Origin of the sequence: Flavobacterium psychroterrae, from assembly GCF_018380615.1 — a bacterium.
GTDB classification, from domain to species: domain Bacteria; phylum Bacteroidota; class Bacteroidia; order Flavobacteriales; family Flavobacteriaceae; genus Flavobacterium; species Flavobacterium psychroterrae.
The window spans coordinates 77,112-96,867 of record NZ_JAGYVZ010000020.1; the positions used below are offsets into that span (position 1 = coordinate 77,112).

Sequence of the window (19,756 nt, forward strand, 5' to 3'; positions counted from 1 at the left end):
GATTGCCAATTTATAAATCACAGTTATTAAACTGAATAACAAGCATATTTGTAATGAAAAAAAACATTATAACCTTAATACTTATAGTAGTTACAGGAATTTCATGTTCTGCACAGCATCCTGGCAGTAATACTAATTTGTCACTTTCAGATAAAAAAGCAACATCTGAGACCGTTTCTCTTTATAAAAAACTGAATCAATTAGCGCAAAAAGGATATATGTTTGGTCATCAGGACGATCTTGCGTATGGAGTAAACTGGAAATACGAAGACGGTCGAAGCGACATAAAAGATGTTGTTGGCGATTATCCTGCTGTTTATGGTTGGGACCTTGCCGGTCTTGAAAAAGACAGTCCTAATAATATAGATGGCATTCCGTTTGCAAAAATGAAGCAATACATAGAAGAAAGTCACGAAAGAGGCGGAATCACAACTATAAGTTGGCATTTTGACAATCCCGCAACCGGAAAAAGCGCTTGGGATAATACACCAAATTCACTTAAAACAGTTTTGCCGGGTGGAGAAAATCATCAAAAATTTACTATTTGGTTAGATAAAGCCGCAGAATATCTTTTATCATTAAAAGATAAAAAAGGAAAAAACATTCCAGTCCTGTTCAGACCTTATCACGAACTTACCGGAGGATGGTTTTGGTGGGGAAAAGGAAATTGTACACCTGAAGAATTTAAAGCATTATGGAAATTTACCGCTGACTATTTACAGAAAAAAGGCGTTCATAATTTGATTTATATTTATAACACCGGCGGTTTCAACTCAGCAGAAGAATTTTTAACCAATTATGCCGGAGATAATTATGCAGATATTCTAAGTTTTGATTCCTACCAGAATAATGACGATAAAGAAGGAAAAAAGTTTATTGACGAAGTACAAAAGCAACTTAAAATCATAAACGAAATTGGAACAAAACACCATAAATTAATTGCGATAGCCGAAGCAGGTTATGAAGCAATTCCAGACCCAAAATGGTGGACAGGAACTTTATCAAAAGCCATTGGCGACTATAAAATCTCCTACGTGTTATTATGGAGAAACCATGGCTGGCAGGAAAAAGAACAAAAAATGCATTATTACGCCCCATTTTCCGGACAAGTAAGCGAAAAGGATTTTATTGAATATTATAAGCTCGATAAAACCCTATTCGAAAAAGATATTAATAAAATTAAAAATTGAGAATTAAAAATTAAAAGTCCGCTTAAATAGTGTCATCTGCGTGCTGAAAAATTCAACACAGAGAAACATAGATTTAAAGCCTAAAAAAAGAAAACAACAAAGAAACATATTTCTTTCACATAGTTGGCTATGTTCATTTAAATAAGTGAAACGCCTTTTTTTAATTTACAAAAACTATGTTTCTATGTGTTTAAATATCGCAATCAAAATAAAATCTGTTTTTATCCGCGTTTTTACGAAGTAAATCTGTTTTATCCGCGTCAAAAAATCAACAAATAAAAACATTAAAATAATTAACCAAATCTAACTTACAACCATTTTAAAAAAAACCTATGCACGACAAAATTAGTTTAAAAGAAAAAGTAGGTTACGGTCTTGGAGATGCTGCATCATCCATGTTCTGGAAAATTTTCAGTATGTACCTCCTCTTTTTCTACACCGATGTTTTCGGGCTGGCACCTGCCGTTGTTGGAACCATGTTTTTGATTACCAGAATCTGGGATTCGTGTTTCGATCCAATCGTAGGAATCATCGCCGACAGGACAAAAAGCAAATGGGGAAAATTCAGGCCTTATTTATTATGGGTTGCCGTGCCTTTTGCCGTAATTGGTGTACTGACTTTTTACACACCGGATTTTGACGAAAAAGGAAAAATAATCTATGCTTACGTGACTTACTCAGCAATGATGATGATTTATTCCTTAATCAATGTTCCGTACGCTTCTCTTTTAGGTGTTATGTCATCTGATCGAAAAGAAAGAAATACTTTATCGTCTTACAGAATGGTTTTTGCCTTTGGAGGAAGTTTATTGGCACTTTGGTTAATTGAGCCTTTAGTAAATTATTTCGGCGGAAGCCTGAATTCTAAATCTGGTTGGTTGGCGACAATTTCCGTTTTTGGAGTTATTACAACCGCTTTTTTCTGGGGATGTTTCTTCTTTACTAAAGAAAGAGTAAAACCCATTTCAGACGAAAAAAATAATCTAAAAGAAGATTTACAAGATCTATTAAAAAATAAACCGTGGTGGATTTTACTTGGCGCCGGAATTGGTGCTTTGGTTTTCAACTCGATTCGGGATGGAGCAGCCGTTTATTATTTTAAATATTATGTAAGCAACAGCGTAAACTTTGATTTTTCCCTTTTTGGAACAGATTTTCACATGACGCCAACTTCTATTTATTTGGTTCTGGGACAAGCTGCAAACATTATCGGCGTCATTATAGCAACGCCAATTGCGAATAAAATTGGTAAAAAGAAAACCTTCTTTGGCGCAATGGCATTAGCTTCAATTTTGAGTTTGATTTTCTATTTATTTGGAAAAAATGACGTTTTCCTAATTATGAGTTTTCAGGTATTAATCAGTATTTGTGCCGGATGCATCTTCCCATTAATCTGGTCAATGTATGCAGACAGCGCTGATTATTCTGAATGGAAACAAGGACGCAGAGCCACAGGATTGGTATTTTCAGCTTCATCAATGTCTCAAAAATTTGGGTGGACAATTGGTGGCGCCGGAGCAGGATGGCTTTTGGGTTATTACGGTTTTCAGGCAAATGTTGAACAAACTGCCACAGCTCAAAACGGAATTCAGTTAATGTTAAGTATTCTACCCGCCATCGCAGCAATAATATCAGTCATTTTTATCGCATTCTATCCATTATCCGAAGAAAAACTTCAGGTAATTGAACAGGATTTAAACGAAAAAAGAGACCAAATCAATTAAAATAATACAGATACAGAAATCTATTTATATGACAGCAATAGCCACTTCAACTACATTTCACGATAGAAAAGTAGCATTAGAAAAAGAACATAATACGCTAATCGGACAAAAAAATGCTCCTCAGGATACTGCTGGGAACGGCATATACGAACGCTATAAAAACCCGGTTGTTACAGCAGCCCATATACCGTTGAACTGGCGTTTTGACCTTAACGAAAAAACAAATCCGTTTTTACAGGAACGAATTGGCATGAATGCCGCTTTTAATGCCGGAGCCATGAAATGGAACGGGAAATATTTGCTTGCCGTTCGTGTAGAAGGAATCGACAGGAAATCTTTTTTCGCTATAGCAGAAAGTCCAAACGGAATAGACAATTTTAAGTTTTGGGACAAACCCTGCGTGATTCCACAAACCGAAGAACCGGATACAAATGTTTACGACATGCGTTTGATTCACCATGAAGACGGTTGGGTTTACGGTATTTTTTGTACCGAAAGAAAAGATCCAAAAGCACCAAAAGGCGATACAAGCTCGGCTGTAGCCAATGCCGGAATCGTGCGCTCCAAAGATTTAATAAACTGGGAAAGACTGCCGGATTTAATCTCAAATACAGGACAACAACGCAACGTAGTTTTGCATCCTGAATTTGTAAACGGAAAATATGCTTTATACACACGTCCGCAAGATGGTTTTATTGATGTTGGTGCCGGTGGCGGAATAGGTTTAGGATACGTTGAAGACATGACAAACCCGGTTGTAAAAGACGAAAAAATAATTTTCGGGAAACAATATCACACTATTTATGAATTGAAAAATGGTCTTGGCCCTGCTCCTATCAGAACAGAAAAAGGGTGGTTGCATCTTGCGCACGGAGTTCGCAATACTGCCGCGGGATTACGTTATACATTATATATGTTCATGACTGATTTGCATGATATTACAAAAGTAACCCACGTTCCCGCAGGACATTTTATGGGACCAGAAGGAATTGAAAGAGTTGGCGATGTGTCCAATGTTTTATTCTCAAACGGATGGATTGAAGACAATGACGGAACCGTTTATGTATATTATGCATCATCAGATACGAGAATGCATGTTGCAGTTTCATCTGTAGAAAAACTGGTTGATTACGTTACAAATGCGCCGGCAGATACCTTTATATCAGCAGGTTCTGTGAAAACCATTATCAATCAAATAGAAAAAAATACCGCAATATAATTATCGTGTCAGTACAACTAAAGCAACTAAAATCTGAATTATCAAAAGAACTTGATTCTATTTTGAATTATTGGTCGAAAAACACGATCGACAATCAAAATGACGGTTTTATTGGTCAGATCGATTTTCACGATCATATTATTGCTAATACAGAAAAAGGTTCTGTTTTAAATGCACGGATTTTATGGTCGTTTTCTGCGAGTTACCAAATCACCAAAAACGAAGAACATAAAAAATTAGCAAAAAGAGCTTTTGAATTCTTGTCAAACAATTTTTATGATGCTGAATTTGGAGGTTTATTTTGGAGTATTAATACTGACAAAACACCAAAAGACACTAAAAATCAAATCTACGCTTTGGCTTTTGCGATTTATGGTTTATCTGAATATTATGTTATTTCCAAAGATGATAAAGCACTGGCAATAGCAATAAATCTATATTTAAAAATACAAAAACACAGTTACGATCCTGTAAACAAAGGATATTTTGAAGCTTTAACCCGCGATTGGCAGCCTATCGAAGATTTACGTTTGAGCGATAAAGATGCGAACGAAAAGAAAACAATGAATACACATTTGCATATTGTTGAAGCGTATGCGAATTTATTCAAGGTTTGGAAAGATAAAACGCTTCAAAACGATATTATTGAATTATTACAAACCATAGAAAAACATTTCATCAATACCCAAACGGGTCATTTACGCTTGTTTTTTGATGAAAACTGGATCGAAAAGCCAGACGTTATCTCCTACGGACATGACATTGAAGCGGCATGGCTTTTATTACAATGTGCAGAAATTAGTGAAGATGAAAATCTAATTGCGAATTACAAGAAATACGCGATTCAAATGGCAGAAGTCACCAAAGAAGGTTTAGATACTGACGGCGGTTTATGGTATGAATTTGATCCCGAAAAGAACGAATTAGTTGCCGAAAAACACTGGTGGGTTCAGGCAGAAGCTTTAATAGGTTTTTATAATGCTTATCAATTAACGGAAAATGAAAGCTATTTAAACATTGTTTTAAACAACTGGGAATTCATTAAAAAACATATTTTAGACAAACAAAACGGCGAATGGTATTGGGGAATTAACAAAGACAATTCTTTGATAGAGAAAGACAAAGCCGGATTCTGGAAATGTCCTTATCATAATGGTCGTGCTTGTTTAGAACTTATTGATAGAATAAAAACGGAATAATTGCCCGCTGATTTTACGGATTAAACGGATTTTTGCAGGTTTACATTTTTTTGTCATTGCGAGAACGACTTATGAAACCTAACCCCCTAGCCCTGTCCCGGTAGCTATCGGGAGAAGTGGAAATCCTTTTATTTTTTTCTTTAAAAAAAAATAAAAGATTGAAACGATAGCAGGAAACAGCTCCTAAAAAAATAAATAATGAAAAATATATTTCTAAAAACCCTCGGATTAGCTTTAATTTTCTCGACAATCGCTTGTCAGGCGCAGGAAAGAATTACCGTAAAAGGAACTCAATTTTACAAAGGAGATAAACCGTACGCGTATATTGGAACTAATTATTGGTACGGAAGTTTATTGGCTTCAAAAAAAGTTGGTGACCGAAAAAGATTGCTTCGGGAACTGGATTTAATGCAGAAAAACGGAATCGATAATCTAAGAATTCTTGTTGGCGGCGATGGCGGAAAATATGATTTTACCGTTCGTCCGGCGTTGCAATATGAGCAGGGAAAATATGACGAGGATTTGCTTGACGGATTGGATTTCCTTATTAACGAAATGAGCAAACGTAAAATGTATGCAGTTTTGTATTTAACAAATAACTGGGAATGGTCCGGCGGAATGTCGCAATATTTAGAATGGAATGGAAAAGGCGCAATTCCTGTTCCGGCAATTCCACCAAATACATGGCCGCAATTTATGTCGTATACCGAACAATTTCATAGTTGTGAACCTTGTATGAAAGCTTTAGAGAATCATGTGAAGTTTATTATTGGAAGAACAAATAAATATTCTAAAAAGAAATATACCGAAGACAATACCATTATGGCGTGGCAAGTTGGGAATGAACCAAGACTTTTTACGGTAGAAAACGAAACAAAATTCACCGTTTGGCTCAATAATATTGTAGATTTAATTGATAGTTTAGACAAAAATCATTTGGTTTCGACCGGTTCTGAAGGTAAAAACAGCTCGAATGACAGCATGGAAATTTTTGAAAGAACACATCAAAATCCGAATATTGATTATTTGACGATGCACATTTGGCCGAAAAACTGGAACTGGTTTAAAGCTGATAATGCAGAAAAAACAATGCCAACAACACTGGAAAATGCCGGAAAATATATTGACGATCATATTAAAGTTGCCAACAATTTAAAACGTCCTATTATTATTGAAGAATTTGGTTTACCAAGAGAAAATGAAGATTTAACCGCAGGATCTTCGGTTGCAAACAGAGATGTTTTTTACAACTATATTTTTAGCCGCGTTGCCGAAAGCGTTAAAAATAATGGTCCGTTACAAGCAGCGAATTTCTGGGGTTTTGGCGGTGAAGGAAAAGCGATTACCGCAGACGGAAAATGGAATCCCGGCGATCCGTTAACTACAGATCCTCCGCAGGAACCACAAGGATTAAACTCTGTTTTTTCTTCGGATAAATCGACATTAGATATCGTGAAAAAATATAATTTAGAGCTAAATAAAAAATAAAAATTTTAAACCATATAAGTGATATAAGAAATTATAAGCCAAACTTTGTGCAAAATTTAAATGAACTTATATAACTTATATGGTTTAAAAAAACATTCCAATATGAAAAAATTACTTCTTTATTTTTGTCTTTTAGTTTTGAATATTGCCTTTTCTCAGAAGAAGCAAGATTTTGTTTTGAATTCTCCGAATGGGAAAATTGAAGTCAGAATTTTGGTGAATGAAAGAATAAGCTGGACGATTTCTCATGAAAAAGATTTGATTTTATCACCTTCGGCAATGTCAATGACTTTGGATGAAAATGTTATTTTAGGGCAAAATGCTGTGGTTTTAAATTCAAAAAAAGAAAGTGTAGATACTTCATTCGAATCTCCATTTTATAAAAAGAAATCGGTTCAAGATAAATACAATCAGTTGACTTTGAATTTTAAAAATGATTTTGGCATTGAATTCCGCGTTTTTGATGATGGTGCAGCGTACCGATTTATCACTAAAAAGAAAAAAGATATTACTGTAAAATCAGAAGAAGTTAGTTTGAATTTTGATCAGGATTACAAAACTTTAATGCCTTATGTTCGCGATTTAAGAAACCCGAAAGATTCTTATATTTCTTCATTCGAAGCCCATTATGAAAACAAAAAAATAAGTGAATTTGCAAAAGATACTTTGGCTTTTCTTCCCTTTTTAATTGATTATAAAAACCACAAAAAAGCAGTTTTTCTTGAAGCAAATCTGGAAGATTATCCGGGATTATTTGTTACTAATAATAAATCAAAATTGGGTTTTGAATCTCGTTTTTCTAAATATCCTTTACAGGAAAAAAACGGCGGTTTTAATAATATCAACAAATTAATCACAGAACGAGCAGATTATTTAGTCAAAACAAAAGGAAGAAGAACTTTTCCGTGGAGAGCGATTGTAATCTCTGAAAATGATTCGGCTTTACCCAATAATGATATGGTGCAGAAATTGTCTGAACCATCAAAAATCAAAGACATTTCATGGATAAAACCCGGAAAAGTGGCTTGGGATTGGTGGAACGACTGGAATATTTACAACATCGATTTTAAAGCCGGAATCAATACTCAAACCTATAAATATTACATTGATTTTGCTTCAAAAAACAAAGTTGAATATGTGGTTTTAGATGAAGGCTGGAGTCTGGAAGATGATATTATGAAACACAACCCGAATGTCGATCTCGAAGCTTTGATTGTTTATGGAAAACAACGAAATGTTGGTATTATTTTATGGAGTTCCTGGATGGCTTTGACCAAAAATACAACAGGAATTTTCAAGAATTATGCAGATTTAGGAATAAAAGGTTTTAAAGTAGATTTCTTAGATCGTGATGATGCTAAAATGGTAAATTCCGTTTATGATATTGCACAAAAAGCAGCAGATTATAAATTACTTTTGGATTTTCACGGCATGTACAAACCAACCGGAATTCAAAGAACTTATCCTAACATTTTAAACTTTGAAGGTGTAAAAGGTCTGGAAAATAATAAATGGACACCAAATGACGATGTTCCTTTATATGATTGTACGATTCCGTTTATCAGAATGATCGCCGGACCAATGGATTATACTCCCGGAGCGATGCGAAATGCAACCAAAAGCGAATTCAAACCAAGTCACTCCAACCCAATGAGTCAGGGAACAAGATGTCATCAACTCGCACTTTACACCATTTTTGAAGCGCCTTTGCAAATGATGGCAGATAGTCCAACGGCTTATATGAAGGAACAGGAAAGTACTGATTTCATTGCAAAAGTTCCAACGACTTTTGATGAAACGGTTGCCTTAAAAAGTGAAGTTGGAAAACATGTTACAATCGCCCGAAGAAAAGCAAACATCTGGTACTTAGGCGCAATCACAAATTGGGATTCCAGAGAAATTACAATTGATTTTTCTTTTCTTGAAAAAGGCAAAAAATTCGAAGCAGAAATTTTCTCAGATGGATTAAATGCCGATAAAGCTGCCGTTGATTATAAAAGAGAAATTATTACTATTGATTCAATGACCAAATTAAAATATAGATTGGCAAGCGGCGGAGGTTTGGCAATGATTATTAAATAAAATGAGAAAAATTATCTAATAAATTCTTTACGTAATTCTATACGTTTTCAAACTCGAAAGGTTTTTAAAACCTGTCGGGTTTGAAAACGTGATAATTATTTATAAAAAATCAAGATAAAATCTTCTCAATCGCATTCAATTCATCTTGAGAAAATTCCAGACTCTGTAAACAATCAATATTATTATTTAACTGTCTCACAGAACTGGCGCCAATTAAAACCGATGTAATACGTTTGTCTTTTTGCAGCCAAGCAAGTGCCATTTGTGCTAATGATTGATTTCTATTCTGTGCGATTTCATTCAGTTGAACTAATTTCTGAATTCTTTCAGCCGTAACCTCATCTTCTTTTAAATGTCCGTTTGGATTATGTGCTCTGGAGTTTTCCGGAATTCCGTTTAAGTATTTATCCGTTAAAAGTCCTTGTGCCAAAGGTGAAAAGGCAATACAGCCCACTCCTTTTTCTTCCAGAACATCTAGTAAACCATTTTCAACCCAACGCTCTAACATTGAATATTTGGCTTGGTGAATTAAACACGGCGTTCCCAATTGTTTTAAAACATCAACCGCAACACGGGTTTCTTCAGCCGAATAATTACTGATTCCTACATATAAAGCTTTTCCGCTTCTAACAGCATAATCTAATGCCATCATAGTTTCTTCAATTGGCGTTTCGGGATCAGGGCGATGCGAGTAAAAAATATCAACATAATCGACTTTCATTCTTTTTAAACTTTGGTCTAAACTTGACAATAAATATTTACGAGAACCCCAATCACCGTAAGGTCCGTCCCACATCGTGTAACCTGCTTTCGTCGAAATGATGATTTCATCGCGTAAGTTTCCCTGAAAATTATGCCATAAAATTTTACCAAAATTAGTTTCTGCAGAACCTGGAACCGGTCCGTAATTATTGGCTAAATCAAAATGGGTAATTCCTTTATCAAAAGCTTCTACCGCGATACTTTCCGCATTCTCAAAATTGTCTACTGACCCGAAGTTGTGCCACAATCCTAAAGAAATCTCAGGCAGTAATAACCCGCTTTTTCCACATCTGTTATATTTCATTATTTTAGTTTAATTGGTTGAAAGTTTAATAGGTTTTAAAGGTAAAAAAAACTCTCGCAGATTTTGCAGATTAAGCGGATAAAAAAAATCTGCCGAATCTGCAAAATCTGCGAGAAGAATATTTTCCTCATTTTTAATTAAAAAATATAACTTTACACCTCTGCGACTTTGCGCGATTAAAAAACATCGTGCCTTTGAGGCAAAACCTACTCTTTTATCTCAAAACCACTTTCCAATCCTTTATCAGAACTTCCTCCAACCATAACCTTAAAACTTCCAGGTTCAACTAAATAATTTCCATCATTATCATAAAAACCAAGTTCTTTTTCAGTCAAAGTAAAACTTACCGTTTTAGTTTCACCTTTTTTCAGGTTTACTAATTCAAACCCTTTTAATTCTTTAATTGGACGAACAATACTTGCAAATTCATCATGAATATACAATTGAACCACTTCTTTTCCGTCATAATTTCCTGAGTTGGTAACTTCAACGCTAACCTGAACATTTTCTCCTTTTGCAAAAGTAGTTTTATTGATTTTAAGGTTTTTATAATCAAACTTCGTATAACTCAATCCAAAACCAAACGAATACTGAGGTGTTTTCTCCACATCCATATAATGCGACCAAAAAACGTTTTTATCGCTATCAATTGGCCTTCCGGTACTGTATTTGTTGTAATAAATTGGCACCTGACCCACATTTCTAGGGAACGACATTGGCAGTTTTCCGCTCGGGTTATAATCGCCGTATAAAACCTGCGCAACCGCATTTCCGGTTTGAGTTCCTAATTGCCAGGCTTCAACAATTGCCGGAACATTTTCAGCAGCCCACGGAATACTCAACGGACGACCGTTATTCAAAACCAAAACTACATTCGAATTCACTTTATAAATTTCTTCCAATAATTCCTGTTGTAATCCCGGCAGATTCAAATCAGTTCTGCTTCTTCCCTCGCCACTTTGAAATCCATATTCTCCTAAAACCATAACAACAACATCAGCATTTTTTGCGGCTATTTTTGCAGCTTCAAATCCGCTTTTGTCTGTTGTGTTGAAAACAGTTTCTGTTAAAAAAGTAGCCTTCTGCGAAAGCAAATCGGTACCTTTTTCAAAAACCAATTGATTGTCTTTATATTGCTGCATTCCTTCTAAAACCGAAACCGCTGTATTATCATCTGCAGCAATTCTCCAGCTTCCAAGCGGACTATTTTTATCGTTTGCCAAAGCACCAATCAAAGCTATTTTCTGTCCTGATTTTTTCAGCGGAAGCAAATTTTTCTCGTTCTTTAGTAATACGATAGATTTCTTTGCCATATCCAGAACGCCGTCATTATTAGCTTTATTTCCAACAACTGCTTTTTCACGTTTTTCGTCGCAATATTTATAAGGATCATCAAACAATCCCAATTCAAATTTTACACGCAAAATTCTTCGAACGGCATCATCAACCAAAGATTCCTTTACTTTTCCTTTCATTACCAAAGTTGCTAGTTTTGCTATGTATAAATACGATTCCATATCCATATCAGATCCCGCAATTACACCTTTTAAAGTTGCGTCGGCTTCATCTTTTGCATAACCGTGCGCAATCATTTCGCGAATTGAAGCATAATCAGAAATTATAAAACCATCAAACTTCCATTTCCCTTTCAGGATATCTCTTTGCAGAAAAACATTTCCTGTTGCAGGAACGCCATTCAAAGTATTAAACGAATTCATAAACGTACGAACTCCCGCTTGCACAGTCGCTTCAAAAGGCGGTAAAACCGAATTATACAATTTAGAATTACTGATATCTACAATATTATATTCCAATCCAGCCTCAACATAACCGTAAGCTGCAAAATGTTTCGCACAAGCCGCAATCGTATTTACTTTCGCCAAATCTTCAATAGTTTCACCCTGAAAACCGTGAACTCTCGCAATCGCAATTTTGCTTCCCAAATAAGGATCTTCCCCTGCACCTTCCATCACACGTCCCCAGCGAGCATCGTTCGCCACATCTACATTTGGACCAAAAGTCCAGTTAATTCCGGATGCCGAAGCTTCATCAGCCGCAATCGCCGCCGATTTTTTAATCGCTTCCAAATCCCAACTCGCCGCTTCTGCAAGTGGAATCGGGCTTAACGTTTTATAACCGTGAATCACATCAAAACCAATAATCAGCGGAATTCCCAATCGGGTTTCTTCCACCGCAATCTTCTGCACCGCACGAACTTCCTTCACACCACGAACCGTAAGCATCGAACCCACCCATCCTTTTCGCAAATGTTCATATTTCAGTTCCTCACTTCCGCCCTTTGGAGCCGGTCCCGTAACATCCCAAAATCCGTTATATTGGTTCATTTGCCCCACTTTTTCCTCCAAAGTCATCAACGGCAAAAGCAAGTCAATTCGTTGTTCAATCGTTTTATTTTTATCCAGATACGGTTTTTTCTGTGCATTCATATTTCCAGCAGTAAACAGGGCAAAAACCCCAATAGTTATTATTTTTTTATTTTTCATGGTTTTATAGTGGTCTGATAGTTTATTTAAAGGTACTAACGTTCTTAGACACTAAGATGCTAAGTTTAGCTTAAAAAACTTTGCGCCTTTGCGTCTTTGAGAGATTCTAATTATACATTACGAGACTTCGCCTTCAGGCTGACAATGAATGAGATAAAAAAACCAGCGAAAACCCGTTTAAACCCGTAAAATCCGTGGGCAAAAAATCTAAAATCTTAAGTCTAAAATCTAAAATTCCTCTACTCCGCAATAAAACAAGAAGCCGGCAAATTAGCTTTATTAAACAAATCAGATTGTATTGTATTTCCCCATGCAAATCTCACTTTTGCAGGCGCAGCCACTTTTTTACTTACCAAAATCAACTGATTATTTTTTAACGAAGCTTCTGCGGGATAAAATATTCCATCGGCTCCAGCCAATTCAAACTGATTTGAAGTCTTATTTTTGAAATACAATCCATCCGAATAATCAAACGAAACGATCGCTTTGTTTTTATCGATCTTTAAACCTTTAAAAAGCGGACTATTCACTAAACCTAAATTGAATTTATAAGTTTCGGCCAAAGCCAAATTTGCTAAACGAATTCCAACATCTTTTTTATTCTTTGGATGAATATCAATCGTATCCGAAATATCACTGATGACGACCATTCCTGCTTTAGGAACTTCCTTCAGGATTTTTCTTTGAGAATCTCTCACAGTAACATTCGAGAAGTTGTTACTTCCTGTTTTATATGGCGCAATTTGAACAAAGTAAAACGGAAATTCATCATTCCACGCTTTTCTCCATGACGTAATCAAAGCCGATAACGTTTTATCATAAACCAAAGAACCAACATTGGATTCGCCCTGATACCAAAGTGTTCCTGCAATCTTGAATCCAACAAAAGGATAAATCATTGCATTATAAGCACGCCCGGGTTGGCGCGGTCCGTATTCTTGTTCGTTTAGTTTTTTGGCATTTTCTAATAAAACAGGATCGTTCTGAACGACTTCTTCCGGCATCCAGATTTCGGCGGGAGTTCCGCCCCAATTGGAGGAAATTAATCCTATTGGGACATTTTTCAAATCTTCTTGTAAACGTTTGGCAAAAAAGTAACCAATTGCGCTGAAGTTTTTCATCGTTTCGGGAGTCGATTCAGCCCAGTTTCCGAGTAAATTATTTTGAGGACTTGTTGCCGTTAATTTTGGAACAGTAAAAAATCGAATATTAGGATTCGTAGCATTTTTCATTTCTTCTTCACCATTATCAATTCCCCAACTTACTGACATTTCCATATTGGATTGTCCTGAACAAACCCAGACTTCACCAATCAGAATATTTTTCAGCACAACTTCATTGTATCCTTTTATACTGATTGTATAAGGTCCTCCGGCTTCTGGAGTTTTTATATAAAGTTCCCATTTTGCCTGATTGTTCGCAACAACTTTATATTCCTGATTGTTCCAGCTCGAAATTAATTTGATTTCTTCTTTTGGATTTGCCCAACCCCAAATTTTCACTTCAGAGTTGCGTTGTAAAACCATATTGTCGCCAAAAATATTCGGAAGTGTAACGTTTGCCATCATAGTACTGGAAATCATCAGAATGAAAACAAACTTAAATATATTATTTTTCATTTAGTAACTTTTTTAAGAATGGAGCATATTCATCTGCCAGAACTTTATGATCCGCAACATCAGGATGTCCTGAACAACCTTTTGGTGTCATGGGTTTAAATTTAAAAATCAGGATTGGTTTATGAGTTTTGTCTTCCGCGAAAGCGTCTTTTACTTTAGTTAGGCAATCTTCAAAGACAACTCCTCTTTCTCCCCCAACCATTGGGCTATTTGTAATCACAATTTGAGCTTTCGGATTGTGTACGTACAACATTTTGATAAAGTTGATGTAATTCGAAATATACTTTTCAGGATTAAAAGGCAAACGTTCTTTTTTACCATCACCGCCAGAAAAATCATTTGTTCCTAAGGCGATACTAATGATATCAGGCCGAAAAGCAAAATCATATTTAGGTTTCGAATTGTCTTTGGTTAAATACAAATTCTGATATACGTCTGGCAATATGGCTTCTTCTTGATTTTCGTCATTCCAGTTTCTGTACATTCCAATTCCCGAAACAGAACTCATCAAATAATCAACACCAATTACTCTGGAAAGTACTGGTCCGTAGGCGTAATATCCATTATGGTGATCGAAATATTCGCCTTTATCACACGGAACATCAGACGGATCGCTCGCTGCCCCGCAAGTAATGGAATCGCCAATAAATTCGATTTTCTTTTTCTTTTTAGATGTAATCGAAGTCAGTTTTGCGGTTGTTCCAGCAAATAGAATTCCGCCGCTATGCGCTTCTGTAGTTTTATAAATCTCAAGAGTATGTTCATTTTTATTTGAAGTTGTTTTTATCGGGAAAGATTGTGCTGCTCCTTTTTCGATTCTGATTTTCCCGATATACTTTCCATCCAAAACCAAAGAAACATAATTATGATGTTCCCAGGAATCAACACTTTGAAGCGAAATATCACATTTGTTTCCGGTAAAATTAAATGAAACTGACGATGCCGTTCCTATCAAAATAACACTATTATTCTGGAGTTTTTCGACGCGACCTTGATAAAGAAAAGTATTGGTTTTGCTTTGTGAATTCGTAATAACTGAAATCAGTAAAAACAAAATTAAAATGGGCATTTTTTTGAGAAACATAATTTATTTGTTAAAATATAAATACGATTCACAAATATATCCGAAATAAGATAAACAGAAAGATACTAAAACATCAAAAAGCAATAAAAAAACACCAAAAGAGTTTTACTTATATAGTCTGTAAATACTCATGTTATCAAACATTCCTTTGATATTCAAAAGCAACGATATATCTTTATAAATTAAACCTTACAACAACTTTTGAATGAAATCAACATTATATATAGCATTTGCACTAACCATTTTATGTTCTTCTTTCACTTGTAAAAAAGAAAACAAGACTGTTATTCATACTATTAAAAACAGAGAAACTTCGATAGATCGTGATTCTATCATTTCATTTTCTAAACAATTTATTGGCATATCTTATTTATATGCAGGAAATGATCCTAAAAAAGGATTTGATTGTTCAGGCTTTGTCAACTATGTTTTTAAACATTTTAATGTGAGCGTTCCAAGAAGTTCAAGCGGTTATAAAAATTTAGGACCAGCAAAAAAAGCCGAAGATTTTAAGCTTGGAGATGTTTTAGTTTTTTACGGTTATAAAGACAAATCTATTATTGGGCACGTGGGAATCATTTGTGAAGCTAACGGAATGCATTCAAAATTCATACACGCCTCATCGGGAAAAGCAGGAAGCGTCACAATTAGCGATTTAGACTCTGATCATTACAGTAAACGCTATTATAAATGTGTTGATGTCTTGCCTAAATAAGTTTTTTTTTTGCCACAAATTACACGAATTTTCGCGAATTGCATTTTAATTTCAAAATAAAAAATTAGTGCAAATTCGTGTAATTCGTGGCAAACCTTTTTTTATTTATTCCTCAGTTAAGAGTTTTATCAAACTTTCATCTCTTTTATAAACATCTTTATAAAAATTCAAATTGCCGTCGCGATCTACCCATGCGGTAAAATAGCCAATGTAAACCGGAATTTTCTTTTTAAGCGAATACCAGCTTTCTTTACCGGCGTGCATTGCTTTATCAATTTTAGCAGTGGTCATGCTCGGATCTTGTTTTAAAAGTTCGATGGCCAATTCTCTAGGTTTTCCTACGCGAACGCAACCGTGACTAAAGGCTCTGTTTTCTCTTTCGAATAAACTTTTTGCCGGCGTATCATGTAAATAAATATTATTTGAATTTGGGAATAAAAACTTCACCAAACCAAGCGAATTATTTTTCCCAGGTAATTGACGAACAGCGCCGTTATTCCATTCCAGATTTTTCTGAGCCAGATAATTTTTATTCTTAGCCATTCCGGGTTTTATCTCACTTTTTATAATACTTGGCGGAACATTCCAATACGGACTAAAAACAATATTATTCATCATTCCGCTAAAAACAACGGTTTTAGTCATTGCTTTACCCACTACAACCGGCGACACAAAAGCAATATCATGGTTGCGAATCAAATACAATCTAAACTCAGGAATATTAACCTCAATATATTCTTTTCCTTTTTCAAGTTCAGGATCAATCCATCGGCAGCGTTCCATATTGGCAATAATTGTTTTAATTCTGTCCGAAACCGGAATATTCAATTCGGCAATATGTTCCGGTAAAATGATGTTTTTTGGTGTTAAACCGTGATGTAATTCATAACTTTTAATTGCTTTAATTAAAGTTGAATCACAAATATTACTTTTAGAATTTTCTTTAAGCTCTCCGGTAATATAAAGTCTTTCTCTAATTTGTCCTATTGCAGCAACAGAATCTCCATTTTTCAGGCTTTTAAAATCCTCGCCAACTTCAATTGTTTTCCATCCGCCTTTTTTCTCAATTTCTCTATACTGATGAAGCGCATCACGAAGCTTATAATACTGGCTAAACATTTTGCTTTTTTTATCATCACTAATTGTCGCTTTTTTATAAATTGAGTCTGAAAAAACCTGATAATTTACTTTTTTTCGAGGTAAAAGCCATTCTAATGATCGGGTGGTTTTTTCGTCTACGCCAGAAACTTTCTGAACATAATAAAAATACAAATTGGTAATCATCAAATCTGTATCTGATTGCGAAAGCTTGTTTTCAGCTGTATGTTCAAATATAGGATTGATCTTTTCGTTATAGGCAAAATTAGCTTTCAAACCTTCCTGATCCAATCCTTTGTATTTATTAAATAATGTATTGCCATATTCTACTACTCCTTTATTGTCCAGCCATAATTGAGTAGAATTATTTTTTTTGTATAGTGCTAAAACCTCATTCTGAAATTTAACCAATTTAGGATATGTTTGATAGAAGGTTACAATTCCAGAACTATCAATGTTGATTTTGAGCTCTGGTATCACTTTTTCTGTAGTCTTTGAATCTCCTTTTTTTTCGGGCTTCTTATTACAAGAAACAGTACTCAAAAGAATGACAACAGCAACAAGCGGATACAAAATTTTCATAATATTTTTTTTTCATAAAAAGATTAGCAAAGCCCAAAGTGGCTTATAAAGAGTAGTTTACAAAGGTGTAAACCTATGTCGGTAACGATTTAGTAATGGTGCTTACTGCACTCGCTTTCATCTGAATACCTTGTAAATCATTAATGCAAATGTAATAAATAAAGGGTGAAATACGTCGGTATTTCGCCCTTTTCTTCTTTATCTTTCACCGTAAAATAGCTATAAAAATCTCCCCACTGTGGTGAACCTGTGGGATTGGTTTCGATATTTTTTCCAAATTTTGGCATACCAACAGTAGATGATGCTCTGAAAAATATAGTAAGAACTTCTAAAAGATTTATGCTATGGAAATCGTGTTGAGTAAAATATTAGCGCAAATTCAGCATCGGGAGGACAAACTCTCTTCTCAAATGATGCCAGCGGCGGAAGAGGCTTACAAAATGACCTTATTCCTCAGAGAAATGCTGTGTAATGTAAAATCGCAAGTTTTAAAAACAGGTTTTAAAGATGAACAGCAGGAGATTGAATTTTTTAGGAATATTAAACCGCAAATTTTAGGGAAGCTCATTTACTATAATAAAGTATTCCGCATCGAAACTACTTGCCCTGTAAGCACCGGCAAAATACATCAAAACTTTTACGAAAACCTGTTAAAAAATCTAAAATCAAAATATAAGGAAAGTATTTGGAATGAGGATTTTTACAGGTACTATCGTGCAGGAAGAACCGACCGTGATCATACTTATTTCAGACTTGGACAAATCAATTACCATGATGGATTAAAGAGTGGCGTATTCGAAATTGATCTCAGTTTTTCAACCTATTATGACAACAAGATCTCCTACATTATAGCGAACGAATTACTCTATACTTATATGCTTACGAAAATTAACCCCGGGGAAAACCCTGATACAATTCTGCAAAACGTAGATGCAAACAAGGATATTTCGTGGACCAACTCTCAAAATGCACTTATCGAACTAATCTACGCCCTTTATGCTTCAAATTCCATTGCTTATGGAAAAATGGGTATCCGAAAATTGGCTTTGATATTTCAGGTGTTATTTCGAACACCATTAAATAACATACACCACTCTTTCCACCGGATGAAAACAAGGGCAGGTTCGCGAACGGCCTTTTTAGACCAGCTCAAAATATCCCTCGAAGAATATATGGATAAAGACATTTAGCAGTTTTATACAACAATTTAAAAGCAGTACCCAAAAAGTACTGCTTTTTCTTTGCCCATATATGCCAATTGGCAAATACTCTCCAAACTCCATTACAAAACAATTCAAATACTCCGAAGCACTTATTAAACAAGTGGCTCCTAGTATCTCAAAAACTTTCAAAAAACCGCCAAACCAATTGGCAAGGATTGGCAGACAAACTCTGCCAACCTCAGCAACTTTGCATAGTAAACTTTAAAAGCTACGTAATGAAAATAATCACCATTGAAGAGGAAGCCTGGCAGCAGCTTAATAGCCGAATCAATGCCATTGCCGACTATCTGAAAAAGCAAGAAGATAAAAGCTACGATGACCTGTGGATTAATAACCACGAGGTATGCCAATACTTGCACATCAGCGAGAAAACCCTTTGGCGGATGCGCACCAAAGGCGAGATAGCTTATTCAAAAATCTATGGGCAATATTTCTATACCATTGGAGCCATCAAGGACATGCTCAACGCCAATGCAATACAAAGCAGTGAGGAGTTTGTACTGGAACTTATGGCAAAAGGCAAAAGCTATGTTGAAAAAGGCAGAAAGCTGAATACGAACAAAAATAATAAGAACTCTTAAAAGCATATTCCTATGAATATTGACAGAATGGAATTTTTGGCGTGGATGGAACGCCTGATGGCTCGTCTCGATATGCTGGGCGACAATATAGACGGCTTACATAAGAAACGCAGCAGTATAGATGGCGATGAATTGCTGGATAATCAGGATTTACTACAAATGTTAAAAATCAGCAACCGTTCACTACAACGGTATCGCTCAATCGGAAAACTGCCCTATTACACCATAAGCGGAAAACTGTATTACAAATTATCCGATGTTCATCAATTTATACGGGAAAGTTTCAACCCGCCAACAACTAAGTTAAACGCCACTAAGTGACAAACAGTGCCTTTGAATGCCACTTCATGTGTTGCAGTAAATGCTTTATTTACTTTCGGCA

15 protein-coding genes are annotated in these 19,756 nt (G+C 35.4%); 10 read left to right on the forward strand and 5 right to left on the reverse strand.

Annotated elements, in window-relative coordinates; all coding sequences use genetic code 11:
* The first annotated feature begins 53 nt into the window (after window positions 1–53).
* The 6 genes from KHA90_RS19075 to KHA90_RS19100 all read left to right on the forward strand — a co-directional run bounded on the left by KHA90_RS19075 (window position 54) and on the right by KHA90_RS19100 (window position 8,902).
* The gene (locus KHA90_RS19075) at window positions 54–1,190 is read left to right on the forward strand and encodes a glycoside hydrolase family 26 protein (protein WP_213304830.1); all 1,137 of its coding nucleotides are present in this window, start codon (window positions 54–56) and stop codon (window positions 1,188–1,190) included.
* Between the two features lie 332 nt (window positions 1,191–1,522).
* On the forward strand, window positions 1,523–2,914 hold the full coding sequence (locus KHA90_RS19080; RefSeq protein ID WP_213304833.1) for an MFS transporter: 1,392 nt from the start codon (window positions 1,523–1,525) through the stop codon (window positions 2,912–2,914).
* A gap of 28 nt (window positions 2,915–2,942) precedes the next feature.
* Window positions 2,943–4,133: a glycoside hydrolase family 130 protein gene (locus tag KHA90_RS19085; RefSeq protein WP_244860439.1), complete on the forward strand. Its 1,191-nt coding sequence runs from the start codon at window positions 2,943–2,945 to the stop codon at window positions 4,131–4,133.
* A 5-nt stretch (window positions 4,134–4,138) separates the two neighbouring features.
* Complete coding sequence (locus tag KHA90_RS19090) at window positions 4,139–5,332, forward strand: AGE family epimerase/isomerase (protein WP_213304836.1); 1,194 nt, start codon at window positions 4,139–4,141, stop codon at window positions 5,330–5,332.
* Between the two features lie 198 nt (window positions 5,333–5,530).
* The gene (locus KHA90_RS19095) at window positions 5,531–6,820 is read left to right on the forward strand and encodes a glycoside hydrolase 5 family protein (protein WP_213304839.1); all 1,290 of its coding nucleotides are present in this window, start codon (window positions 5,531–5,533) and stop codon (window positions 6,818–6,820) included.
* A 102-nt stretch (window positions 6,821–6,922) separates the two neighbouring features.
* Window positions 6,923–8,902: a glycoside hydrolase family 97 protein gene (locus tag KHA90_RS19100; protein WP_213304853.1), complete on the forward strand. Its 1,980-nt coding sequence runs from the start codon at window positions 6,923–6,925 to the stop codon at window positions 8,900–8,902.
* Between the two features lie 109 nt (window positions 8,903–9,011).
* On the opposite strand, the gene mgrA is transcribed toward KHA90_RS19100, so the two are convergent.
* The 4 genes from mgrA to KHA90_RS19120 all read right to left on the reverse strand — a co-directional run bounded on the left by mgrA (window position 9,012) and on the right by KHA90_RS19120 (window position 15,160).
* The gene (gene mgrA, locus KHA90_RS19105; RefSeq protein WP_213304856.1) at window positions 9,012–9,968 is read right to left on the reverse strand and encodes an L-glyceraldehyde 3-phosphate reductase; all 957 of its coding nucleotides are present in this window, start codon (window positions 9,966–9,968) and stop codon (window positions 9,012–9,014) included.
* A gap of 206 nt (window positions 9,969–10,174) precedes the next feature.
* Window positions 10,175–12,472, reverse strand: a complete 2,298-nt coding sequence (gene bglX, locus KHA90_RS19110) for a beta-glucosidase BglX (protein WP_213304859.1) — start codon at window positions 12,470–12,472, stop codon at window positions 10,175–10,177.
* Window positions 12,473–12,711: 239 nt separating this feature from the next.
* The gene (locus KHA90_RS19115; protein WP_213304862.1) at window positions 12,712–14,091 is read right to left on the reverse strand and encodes a sialate O-acetylesterase; all 1,380 of its coding nucleotides are present in this window, start codon (window positions 14,089–14,091) and stop codon (window positions 12,712–12,714) included.
* Window positions 14,081–15,160, reverse strand: coding sequence for an SGNH/GDSL hydrolase family protein (locus tag KHA90_RS19120; protein WP_244860441.1), 1,080 nt, complete (start codon window positions 15,158–15,160; stop codon window positions 14,081–14,083). The genes KHA90_RS19115 and KHA90_RS19120 overlap by 11 nt, the downstream gene beginning before the upstream one ends.
* Window positions 15,161–15,380: 220 nt before the next feature.
* On the opposite strand from KHA90_RS19120, the gene KHA90_RS19125 reads away from it, so the two are divergent.
* Entirely contained in the window at window positions 15,381–15,890 is a 510-nt protein-coding gene (locus KHA90_RS19125; protein WP_213304868.1) for a C40 family peptidase, read from the forward strand.
* Between the two features lie 105 nt (window positions 15,891–15,995).
* Here KHA90_RS19125 and KHA90_RS19130 read toward each other — a convergent pair whose 3' ends face one another.
* The gene (locus KHA90_RS19130) at window positions 15,996–17,570 is read right to left on the reverse strand and encodes a L,D-transpeptidase family protein (protein WP_213304871.1); all 1,575 of its coding nucleotides are present in this window, start codon (window positions 17,568–17,570) and stop codon (window positions 15,996–15,998) included.
* Window positions 17,571–17,914: 344 nt separating this feature from the next.
* Between KHA90_RS19130 and KHA90_RS19135 the strand changes: the two genes are divergently transcribed.
* The 3 genes from KHA90_RS19135 to KHA90_RS19145 all read left to right on the forward strand — a co-directional run bounded on the left by KHA90_RS19135 (window position 17,915) and on the right by KHA90_RS19145 (window position 19,695).
* Complete coding sequence (locus tag KHA90_RS19135) at window positions 17,915–18,760, forward strand: RteC domain-containing protein (protein ID WP_213304874.1); 846 nt, start codon at window positions 17,915–17,917, stop codon at window positions 18,758–18,760.
* 248 nt (window positions 18,761–19,008) lie between these two features.
* Complete coding sequence (locus tag KHA90_RS19140) at window positions 19,009–19,374, forward strand: helix-turn-helix domain-containing protein (protein WP_213304877.1); 366 nt, start codon at window positions 19,009–19,011, stop codon at window positions 19,372–19,374.
* Window positions 19,375–19,386: 12 nt separating this feature from the next.
* Window positions 19,387–19,695 carry a helix-turn-helix domain-containing protein gene (locus KHA90_RS19145; RefSeq protein WP_213304880.1) on the forward strand — a complete coding sequence of 103 codons (309 nt, stop codon included), beginning with the start codon at window positions 19,387–19,389 and terminating at the stop codon, window positions 19,693–19,695.
* The last annotated feature ends 61 nt before the right edge of the window (window positions 19,696–19,756 follow it).

Excerpts from the sequence above, each read along its gene's own strand:
- KHA90_RS19075 (WP_213304830.1), top strand. The coding sequence starts at position 54 with ATGAAAAAAAACATTATAACCTTAATACTTATAGTAGTTACAGGAATT.
- KHA90_RS19080 (WP_213304833.1), top strand. The coding sequence starts at position 1,523 with ATGCACGACAAAATTAGTTTAAAAGAAAAAGTAGGTTACGGTCTTGGA.
- KHA90_RS19085 (WP_244860439.1), top strand. The coding sequence starts at position 2,943 with ATGACAGCAATAGCCACTTCAACTACATTTCACGATAGAAAAGTAGCA.
- KHA90_RS19095 (WP_213304839.1), top strand. The coding sequence starts at position 5,531 with ATGAAAAATATATTTCTAAAAACCCTCGGATTAGCTTTAATTTTCTCG.
- KHA90_RS19100 (WP_213304853.1), top strand. The coding sequence starts at position 6,923 with ATGAAAAAATTACTTCTTTATTTTTGTCTTTTAGTTTTGAATATTGCC.
- mgrA (WP_213304856.1), bottom strand. The coding sequence starts at position 9,968 with ATGAAATATAACAGATGTGGAAAAAGCGGGTTATTACTGCCTGAGATT.
- bglX (WP_213304859.1), bottom strand. The coding sequence starts at position 12,472 with ATGAAAAATAAAAAAATAATAACTATTGGGGTTTTTGCCCTGTTTACT.
- KHA90_RS19115 (WP_213304862.1), bottom strand. The coding sequence starts at position 14,091 with ATGAAAAATAATATATTTAAGTTTGTTTTCATTCTGATGATTTCCAGT.
- KHA90_RS19120 (WP_244860441.1), bottom strand. The coding sequence starts at position 15,160 with ATGCCCATTTTAATTTTGTTTTTACTGATTTCAGTTATTACGAATTCA.
- KHA90_RS19125 (WP_213304868.1), top strand. The coding sequence starts at position 15,381 with ATGAAATCAACATTATATATAGCATTTGCACTAACCATTTTATGTTCT.
- KHA90_RS19130 (WP_213304871.1), bottom strand. The coding sequence starts at position 17,570 with ATGAAAATTTTGTATCCGCTTGTTGCTGTTGTCATTCTTTTGAGTACT.
- KHA90_RS19135 (WP_213304874.1), top strand. The coding sequence starts at position 17,915 with ATGGAAATCGTGTTGAGTAAAATATTAGCGCAAATTCAGCATCGGGAG.
- KHA90_RS19140 (WP_213304877.1), top strand. The coding sequence starts at position 19,009 with ATGAAAATAATCACCATTGAAGAGGAAGCCTGGCAGCAGCTTAATAGC.
- KHA90_RS19145 (WP_213304880.1), top strand. The coding sequence starts at position 19,387 with ATGAATATTGACAGAATGGAATTTTTGGCGTGGATGGAACGCCTGATG.